A 6,635-nucleotide genomic window follows, 5' to 3' on the forward strand; every position below is an offset into this window, starting at 1 on the left:
TCCTGAAGGAGTGCTTTGATGCCAACCCATACCCGTATTCGCATGTTTAACACCAAAGAGACCTACCCGAACCAGGCGCTGAATAACGATCTGTGCCAGGCGGTGCGGGCGGGGAATACCGTCTACGTTCGCGGCCAGGTCGGCACCGATTTCGCCGGCAACCTGATCGGCCTCGGTGACCCGCGGGCCCAGGCGGAGCAGGCGATGAAGAATGTCGAACAGCTACTGAAAGAGGCCGGCAGCGACCTCTCGCATATCGTCAAGACCACCACTTATCTGATCGACCCCCGCTATCGCGAGCCGGTCTATCAGGAGGTGGGCAAATGGTTGAAAGGGGTCTTCCCCATCTCCACCGGGGTGGTGGTGTCGGCCCTGGCGCAGCCGCAGTGGCTGATGGAGATTGACGTCACGGCGGTGATCCCCGACGACTGGCAGGGGGAGGCGGCAGAATGACCCTCTCCCTTACCGCCCGCTGCCCGGAAACGGGTCAGTTGGGCATCGCCATTAGTTCATCGAGCATGGCCGTCGGGTCGCGCTGTCCGTGGCTGCTGCCTGGCGTGGGGGCGGTTTCCAGCCAGAATATTACCCTGCCGTCGCTGGGGCCGCAGATCCTCAGCGCGATCGAGGCGGGGGCCAGCGTTGAGCAGGCCATGAAGCAGGCTCTGGCGGAGGATCGCTTCCGCGAGTATCGCCAGGTGGCGGCGATTGACGCCAACGGCGACACAGCGGTGTTCAGCGGGGAGTTCACCCTCGGGATCGGCGGCGCCCTGGCGGGGAATAACTGCGTGGCGGCGGGCAATATGCTGGCCAGTCAGGGCGTGATCGCCGCGATGGTGGGCGCCTTTGAGGCCGCCACCGGTGAGCTGGCCAGCCGGCTGCTGGCCGGGCTGCGCGCCGGGATCGTCGCCGGGGGCGAGGCCGGCCCGGTCCACTCGGCGGCGGTGAAGGTGGTGGATGATTACCCATGGCCGGTGGTCGACCTGCGCATTGACTGGGCGGAGGCGGATCCGCTGGCGGCCCTTGAGCAGCTGTGGCTGGCGTGGGAGCCGCAAATGGAGGCCTATATTACCCGGGCGCTCGACCCGCGCGAGGCGCCGGCCTATGGCGTGCCTGGCGATGAATAACACGCCGGGAGCGATCCTTGCCGCGCTGCTGGCCTTTGATACCACCAGCCGCCATTCGAACCTGGCGATGATCGACTGGATCGCCGATTTTCTCGCCGCCCGCGGCGTGGCGTCCCGCCGCTTTTATGACCCGTCGGGCGGTAAGGCCAATCTCTACGCCCGCCTGGGGCCGTCCGGCGGCGGCGGGGTGATGCTCTCGGGCCACACCGACGTGGTCCCGGTGGACGGGCAGGACTGGAGCGTGCCGCCGTTTAGCCTGACCGAGCGCGATGGCCGCTACTACGGCCGCGGCAGCGCCGATATGAAGGGCTTTCTCGCCTGCGTGCTGGCGGCAGTGGATGACTTTCTGGCGGCGCCGCTGCGCATGCCATTGCATCTGGCCTTCTCCTATGATGAAGAGGTCGGCTGTCTCGGCGTGCGTAGCCTGGTGGCGTTTCTGCAGGCCTCGCCGGAGAAACCGGCGCTGTGCCTCATAGGCGAGCCGACGGAGATGCAGCCGGTGTTCGGTCATAAAGGCAAACTAGCCATGCGCTGCTGTATCGAGGGCCAGGCCTGCCATTCGGCCTATGCCCCACAGGGCGTGAACGCCATCCGCTACGCGGCCAGGCTGATTAACCGCCTGGATCGGCTGAGCGCGCGTCTGGCCCGGCAGCAGGACAGCCGCTTCTCGCCGCCCTTTAGCACCCTGCAGGTGGGCACCATTCAGGGCGGCGCCGCGCTGAACATCGTCCCGCAGTCCTGCCGCTTTGATTTTGAGATCCGCTACCTGCCGGGGATGCGTCCCGAAGCGGTCACCGAGGCGCTGGCGGCCTACGCCCGCCGCCGGCTGCTGCCGGAGATGCGCCGGGTCGGCGGTGAGAGCGACATCCAGTTTCAGCTATTGAGCCACTACCCGCCGCTGCTCAGCGATCCGCAGTCCGACTTCGCCCGCTGGCTGGCGCAGTGGTGCGGCAGCGATCGGTTTTCCACCGTGGCGTTCGGCACCGAAGGGGGGCTGTTCGATGAGATGGGCGTCGCGACCCTGGTCTGCGGGCCGGGCAGCATGGCCCAGGGCCATAAGGCCGATGAGTACATCAGCATCGACCAGACCGAACGCTGTATGACGATGCTGGGCCAGCTGTGCGCCTGGATGCGCGCCGAGCCCGCAGAACCGCTTACCTGATCCACCCACACAGGAACCCAAGCGATGCACAATCAACACTCTCCCCATATCGATCAAGCGACTGTCGACCGCTGGCAGGCGGATGGCGTGGTATTACTGAAGGGCGTTTTTACCCCCTGGGTTGAGCGCCTCGCCGAGGGGGTCACGGCGCTGATGGCCAGCCCCAGCGAATATGGTCATGCGCGCACGGTGATCCCCAAAGATGGCTCGCCGCCTTTCTTTCAGGATTACTGTAACTGGTCGCGGATCCCGGCGTTTAGCGAGTTTGTCTTCCAGTCGGCGGCCGCGGAGATCGCCGCGGCGCTGATGCAGTCGCAGACGGCGAAATTTTTCCATGAGCATACGCTGGTCAAACCCGCCGGAGGCAGCACGGTTACCCCCTGGCATCATGATCAGCCGTACTATTGCGTCTCCGGCCGGCAGAACGTCAGCTTCTGGATCCCGCTGGACCCGGTAGCGGAGGTCACCTCGCTGCGCTGCATTCGCGGGTCGCATCGCTGGGAGGCGGAGTACAGTCCCACCCGCTTCAATGGCACAAAACTCTACGAACACACCCGGTTCAGCGCGCTGCCGGATATCGACGCCCATGAGGATGAGTACGATATCGTCAGCTGGGCGCTGGAGCCGGGGGACGCGGTGGCCTTCCATTTTCGCACCGTCCATGGCGCCCGCGGCAACCCCGGGGCGCGGGCGCGACGGGTCTTCTCCGCCCGCTGGGTGGGGGATGACGCCGCGTTTGCCGACCGCGGCGGTGTGACCTCGCCGCCGTTCCCCGAACTGACTCTGCGGGACGGCGACCCGCTGGATTCGCCACTGTTCCCCCAGGTCTGGCCACCGGCGTAAGCGGCTGCGGACGGGATCTGCTATGATCCCGCCTTTCGTTGTCTGGAGCCTGTCGATGTTCAATGACGCCATTGTTTATGACCGCTACGGGCCGCCGGCCGCGGTGCTATCGCTGAAACGCACCCCGCTGGCGCCGCTGGCCGGCGGACGGGTGCGGGTCAGGATGCGCTATGCCCCGGTGAATCCCTCAGATCTGATCCCCATTACCGGCGCCTATCGCCACCGTACCCGACTGCCGGCCGTGCCCGGCTACGAAGGCCTTGGCGAGGTGGTCGCCGCGCCGTTCGGCAGCCGACTGACCGCGGGCCAGCGGGTGCTGCCCCTGCGCGGGGGCGGCACCTGGCAGCGGTTTATCGATCTGGATGAGACCTGGCTGGTGCCGGTTCCCGCGGTGGTGGACGATCTGCTGGCCGCCCGCGGGTATATCAATCCGCTGACCGCGATGCTGATGCTCAGACGCTGGCCGGTTGCCGGGAAACAGATCGTGCTGACCGCCGCCGCCTCCTCTTGCGCCAGCCTGCTGGGGCAGTGGGCGTTGGCCATGGGCGCCCGTTCGGTAAGCGGGATTATTCGCTCGCCGCAGCATCGGGCGCGTCTGGAGCAGGCCGGGATCTATCCGATCCTCGAGGCCGACCGGGCGCTGGTGGAGAAGGTCAGCCAGCACAGCGATCTGGTGTTTGACGCGGTGGGCGGGGAGCTGGGGAACACGCTGTTGTCGGTGCTGCCCGCATCGTCGATCCTGATCTCCTATGGCTTATTATCCGGACGGCCGCTGATCCAGACGCGCGCCAGCGCGGCGGTGCGCAAGTTTCATCTGCGGGAGGCGCTGCCTGGCCTTAGCGTGGCGGCATGGCGGGCGGCGTTCGACGAGATCTGGCAGCGGCTGCCGACGACCACGCAACCGCCGGCCCGGCGGGTGGCGTTGAACGACTGGCGGGAGGCGATTGCCGCCCCCGGCCAGCCGGGAAGAGGCGGTAAAATCCTGCTCGATTTCACCGTGGGTTAAGATTACTGTTTCTTCTCGCCGAGGGTCGGCGTTTCGTCAAAGAAGTTCCATGGCTTCAGCAGGGCGTGCGCCCATTCGGTTGGCATGATCGGCCACTCTTCAGCGCGCGCCACGTGGGTGGTGCCGGTGGTGATCCACACCACGTCATCCTGGTGCGTCAGCGACTCATCGTCCTTCGCATACTGGCCTAACCCGGTATCGTGAGCGGAGCGGTTGGGGTATTTGCCTTCCGGATAGCGTTCGCTCGGGTGGTAGCGCGTCACCCACAGCTGTTTATCCATAAAGCTCAGACGATGGTAGATCCACTCGTCCGGGGCGAATTTGGCGCCGGTCGCCGCCGGATGGGTGCCGCCGGCGTAAGGGATGATCTGGTAAGAGACCGGGTTGCCCATGCGGTTCTCTTTGCTGGTGTTGCTCAGCAGGCGAATCGTGCCCGGGTCGAATTTCTGCGCCGCTTTCTGTTCGCTGTCGATCGTGTACTGATTCACCTGCATGGTGCTGGTGCGCGGGCCGCCGGCGGTGTTGGGCTTCACCTCCGGGTCCATCGCCACCAGGGTGTTGTTTTCGCCGTCCACGTCGAGGTCGAGGCGGAAGTTATAGATATGCTGGTGGGTGGTGCCGACAATATTATGGTCGATCAGCGTTCCGTAGCGGGTATCCTCTTTGGCGCTGGGGTCGTGCATGGTCTTCGCCAGCACGCCTTTCACCGCCTCAATCCCGGTGGCGCCGGCGTCGATACCGATGGTGCCGTTGTCGTGGAATACCCAGTCAAAGATATAGTCGTAGTTGCCGACGGTGCTGATCCAGCGCACCACCAGCTCCCGGCGCTCGGTACTGACGTTGGGCTTGCCCATCTCCAGGTGCTTATATTCCGGCCCGGCGTAGCGCTCGAAGATGGCGACAGCGTGCGGGATGGTGGTCGGCGCGCCGGTGTAGTCGGCGATGGTTTCATCCAGCAGCACCGCATTCGACGGCGCGTCTTTGCCGCGTACAATCGGCGAGGTCAGGGTGCCCATGCCGTAATCGCCGGAGTCCAGATAGGCTTTGAAATACCAGCCGACGTCGGGGTCGCCGTAGGGGACGATCATCCCGCCGAGGGAACCTTCATACATCACCTGGCGTTTTTTGCCGTTATCGTTGTAGGTCACCGTCGAGAGGATGGGCCCGACGCGCGAGTTAAGACGCAGGTGGAAATCCCAGTTCCGCCAGTGAATGGTATCCCCGGTAATGGTGTAGTTTTTGCCTTCCGGTTCAGTAATATCCAGCGGTTTCACCGCCGGGGCGTTGCGGTCCCGGCCATCATACGGCCGCGGTTCCATCGGCACCGGGATCACCGGGCCTTCCTCGATTTTGATGATTTTCTTCGCTTCCAGGTCGACCACCGCCACCAGGTTTTCAATCGGGTGCGCCCAGTAGTTGCCGTCGCCGGTATCGAGATAGCTGACCACCTTCAGCAGGCGCGCATCCTGCTGCAGACCATCTTTGCCATCGAAGTAGCCAACGGTGAGCGGGGTGGTGACCACTTTTCCAGGATCGGTAATCCCGTGCTTTTTCAGCACCGCCGCGAATTCACTGCTGGCGTTGATGATGTTTTGCACGCTGGCGAAATCATCGAGCAGCACCATGCCGTGGGCGCCTTTGATCGGCGTCCATGAGAGGATTTTTTTGTGTTGCAGATCGACCACGGCCTCCATCACCTGTTTGCCATCCAGCATCACCACATCGGCAGTGCGCGGCGCATCCACTGGCGTACCCTGCAGGGCGAAGGCCCATACCGCCGCTTTATCCGGCTCATGCAGGGAAATTTCGCTAAACCGGGTATTAGGCTGGAATTCCGGCGCGGCTTTGACAATGGTCACCGCGTCGCTGATTTCCGCCGCCGAGAGCGAGTTTAGCGGGTGAGGGCGCTTTTCCACCTGGAAGGTCTGGTCGAGACCGGACTGGAACACGTCGTTGATAAAGGTATCGGAGACCCAGGCTTTACCGTCCTTCATCACCACCGGCACCGGCAGATTAAGGGTTTTGCCGTTGACGATCGCGGTTTTAGCGCCGGGCTTCACTTTGACGTAAGCGCCGTCTTTTATCAGGGTAAACATTTGCGCATAGTCGTCCCACTGCACGTCAGCGCCAAACGCCTCCAGCGTTTTATCCAGTGGCACCATGTGCGCTTCGCTGCCGTGAGCGAAGACCGGGGATTGCCAGGCGCAAACCACCGCCACGGCCAGCGCCAGCGCGGTTTTACGAGGGGAAAATTTCAAGCCGTTTGCCATGATGACCTCATCTTATTGTTGTGTTGTCTTTTGCCGCTGCGAATGTCGGCTTTGTCACCCTTAAGCTACCAGCCCGCGGCGCCGGGGCGTTTGTTTGCTCCTGCCAGGTTATTTGTCAGGTTTGCCAGACGGACGTAAAAAATGCCTCCGCAGAGGCATGGAGCACGTGCGCCGATTTTGTGCCGGGTGGCGGCTGCGCCTTACCCGGCCTACCTGTCCGGGTCTGACTG

The 6,635-nt window shown here is 63.9% G+C and carries 6 protein-coding genes; 5 read left to right on the top strand and 1 reads right to left on the bottom strand.

The genetic code is table 11. The annotated features are described in order from the left end of the window. Positions 1 to 18: 18 nt before the first annotated feature. The 5 genes from ABLV54_RS06400 to ABLV54_RS06420 are packed head-to-tail and all read left to right on the top strand — an operon-like array spanning position 19 to position 4,135. Entirely contained in the window at positions 19 to 453 is a 435-nt protein-coding gene (locus tag ABLV54_RS06400; protein WP_004190423.1) for a RidA family protein, read from the top strand. Beyond that, a complete protein-coding gene (locus ABLV54_RS06405) occupies positions 450 to 1,124 on the top strand; it encodes a DUF1028 domain-containing protein (protein WP_050534144.1) in 675 nt (224 codons plus the stop codon). Before ABLV54_RS06400 ends, ABLV54_RS06405 begins: the two co-directional genes overlap by 4 nt. Beyond that, on the top strand, positions 1,117 to 2,286 hold the full coding sequence (gene argE / locus ABLV54_RS06410; RefSeq protein WP_050534145.1) for an acetylornithine deacetylase: 1,170 nt from the start codon (positions 1,117 to 1,119) through the stop codon (positions 2,284 to 2,286). Before ABLV54_RS06405 ends, argE begins: the two co-directional genes overlap by 8 nt. A gap of 24 nt (positions 2,287 to 2,310) precedes the next feature. Next, positions 2,311 to 3,129, top strand: a complete 819-nt coding sequence (locus ABLV54_RS06415) for a phytanoyl-CoA dioxygenase family protein (protein ID WP_023289446.1) — start codon at positions 2,311 to 2,313, stop codon at positions 3,127 to 3,129. Between the two features lie 22 nt (positions 3,130 to 3,151). Further along, positions 3,152 to 4,135 carry a zinc-dependent alcohol dehydrogenase family protein gene (locus tag ABLV54_RS06420; protein WP_072096688.1) on the top strand — a complete coding sequence of 328 codons (984 nt, stop codon included), beginning with the start codon at positions 3,152 to 3,154 and terminating at the stop codon, positions 4,133 to 4,135. 2 nt (positions 4,136 to 4,137) lie between these two features. On the opposite strand, the gene tynA is transcribed toward ABLV54_RS06420, so the two are convergent. Continuing rightward, positions 4,138 to 6,405 carry a primary-amine oxidase gene (gene tynA / locus ABLV54_RS06425; RefSeq protein WP_050534147.1) on the bottom strand — a complete coding sequence of 756 codons (2,268 nt, stop codon included), beginning with the start codon at positions 6,403 to 6,405 and terminating at the stop codon, positions 4,138 to 4,140. Positions 6,406 to 6,635: the final 230 nt, after the last annotated feature.

Source organism: Klebsiella sp. JB_Kp042 (assembly GCF_040065275.1).
Lineage (GTDB): Bacteria > Pseudomonadota > Gammaproteobacteria > Enterobacterales > Enterobacteriaceae > Klebsiella > Klebsiella quasipneumoniae.